The sequence below is a fragment of the Pedobacter sp. 01T416_2 genome (assembly GCF_056398925.1).
In genome coordinates, this window is record NZ_JBFTQI010000961.1 from 1 (window position 1) to 1,995 (window position 1,995).

Consider the following 1,995-nt stretch of genomic DNA (forward strand, 5'->3'; position numbering starts at 1 on the left):
AGATAGTTTTTAAGGAAAAAATATGCCGCCGAAAAACCGAACACATAAATCCAGCGGTAAAGAATTTTGGAACTATAACCCCACGTAAGCGAAAAATCCTCCGAGCGGTTGGCAAAATGCCAATGGATCATCAACAGATCCATATAATAATTGGCCAAAAGAAAGATTAGAAAAAGCAGGGCCACACCGAGCAGCGCGCGCCAGAACGCATGCGCTTTAAGCTTAAAAGCAAAAGGCAGAACTAAAAGCGCAGACAGATAAAATACCCCGATGGTAATCAGGTAATGGGAAATATAATTCACAGGATGCCCAAAAGCCCCCACCATCAGGCCGACCGCCACAACCTCATAACAGATAAATAGAGACCAGACCAGGACATGTACCCAGTACGGCTTAAACCCTGTTGAAATAGTTTTTTTCATGTGTATTTTCCTTTATAAGTAGGATAGTACAGGTACTATCCCAGTCCTTTTCGGGGCCTGTCCAAGGGAGCTAGTTTTCATAAAAAAACATTATGAAACAGCCAAAAAACACCCTAAAAACAAGAACCGTATTTGTATTCAGATCAACTAAAAATCAGCCCAGAAACTTTGGCAGCAATCCAACGGATACTACTACAGTGACCCTGACCACAACAGCAACGGGCTCTGGAGTGATCTTCCAATAAACGGCAWCTCTTCAGGGCCTCCGCTCAACCTTTACGCTTCGCCCTGAAGAGCTTATCGTCAACAAACTCATTAAAATACTTCTTGTAGTGGTCCCCTACCGTGATCTTTGTCCCAGTCACCATCTTGATGGTATTCCCCTCAATATATTCGATATAATTCTGCGCAATGATAAAACTTCTCTGGAACTGCAGAAAACCCTCTCTAGGTAGCAATTTCTTGGCTATTTCACCCAGCGTGCTATAAGTCAGAAAACTCTTGTCCCTGGTGTGTACCTGCACATAGTTCATTTTGCTTTCCACTGCAACAATGTCACTGTAATTCACCTTGATCAGCCTTAGATTTTCTTCCTTGCTTTTGATAAACATAAAATCATCGGCAGCCGTCACACCGCCATCGCCGGTTTTCTGCGGAAAGAGCTTATTAAAGATAACAATGAACTTTCCAAGGGAATAGGGTTTCAATAAAAATGCATCCGCCGCAACCTCGTAGGCATCAAAAGCGTACTGACGGTGCGCAGTGGTAAAGATCAGTTTATCAGTCTTCTGCCTCACCTCCTTTGCCAGCTCAATTCCGGTAATACCTGGCATGTCCACATCCATCAGGATCAGATCCACAGGCTCATCCGCAGTGATTTCGATAAGCGCTTTGAGCGGATCGGTGTAACTTTTGACCAATTGCAGCTGGGGAACCGAGTCGATATACCGCTTCAATCCCGCTACCGCATGCGGCTCATCATCTACAATTATGCACTTGTACATTACGACTAGTTTCTGTTTGGGTTTTAAAGATAGGGCTTTAATTTTTTTTTTGATGGGATTCTATCATCTTTTTCCCGAAAATAGGTTGTTTTATGGRGAAAATGGGTCTTATTACTGAGACAGTGCACCACTATCCAAGCTAATAGATGCTACGTATTACATTTTTCATGGCAGCTTTCAGCGCCTGGACCCCATATTGCGTTTGAGCATGTTGCATATGCGTATCTCACGGTTTAGCTTACTGCTAAAAAACACTATTGAATGAAGATGAGCCCAAACAGATAAAGTAGACCGTAAAAGCGCTTAAAATCCGCCAAAAACAACTTTAAGGGAGTGATCAGCGCGCACCTTATGTTGAAATGTAGTGGCCCTTTGCCTCAAAAACAGTGGCCATTTTTTGGTAATCTTCCATAATACAGCTTATTTAATCACTAGGCCACAATTTTTCCAATATTGTTTCTGAGTTAACAGCCAAAATATTATAAACATTAATGCCTACCAACACCATAAATATAATGGTATGTTGTTTATATGCCGACGACTATCGCTAACTAAATTCTAGTCAAAAC

Annotated in this window: 3 protein-coding genes; 1 reads left to right on the plus strand and 2 read right to left on the minus strand. The window is 42.0% G+C overall.

Going from position 1 to position 1,995, the window contains the following annotated elements; translation table 11 throughout:
- Positions 1-422, minus strand: a 422-nt coding sequence (locus AC1DPQ_RS26305; RefSeq protein ID WP_477611375.1) for a hypothetical protein, incomplete at its 3' end; no start/stop codon positions are given.
- Between the two features lie 92 nt (positions 423-514).
- On the opposite strand from AC1DPQ_RS26305, the gene AC1DPQ_RS26310 reads away from it, so the two are divergent.
- Positions 515-667, plus strand: a complete 153-nt coding sequence (locus AC1DPQ_RS26310) for a hypothetical protein (protein WP_477578675.1) — start codon at positions 515-517, stop codon at positions 665-667.
- Between the two features lie 24 nt (positions 668-691).
- Here the strand turns inward: AC1DPQ_RS26310 and AC1DPQ_RS26315 are convergent, their stop codons facing one another.
- Entirely contained in the window at positions 692-1,426 is a 735-nt protein-coding gene (locus AC1DPQ_RS26315) for a LytR/AlgR family response regulator transcription factor (protein WP_477578676.1), read from the minus strand.
- Positions 1,427-1,995 lie beyond the last annotated feature (569 nt).

Bases quoted from the DNA above. Each gene is read 5' to 3' on its own strand.
- AC1DPQ_RS26310 (WP_477578675.1), top strand. From the start codon at position 515: ATGAAACAGCCAAAAAACACCCTAAAAACAAGAACCGTATTTGTATTC.
- AC1DPQ_RS26315 (WP_477578676.1), bottom strand. From the start codon at position 1,426: ATGTACAAGTGCATAATTGTAGATGATGAGCCGCATGCGGTAGCGGGA.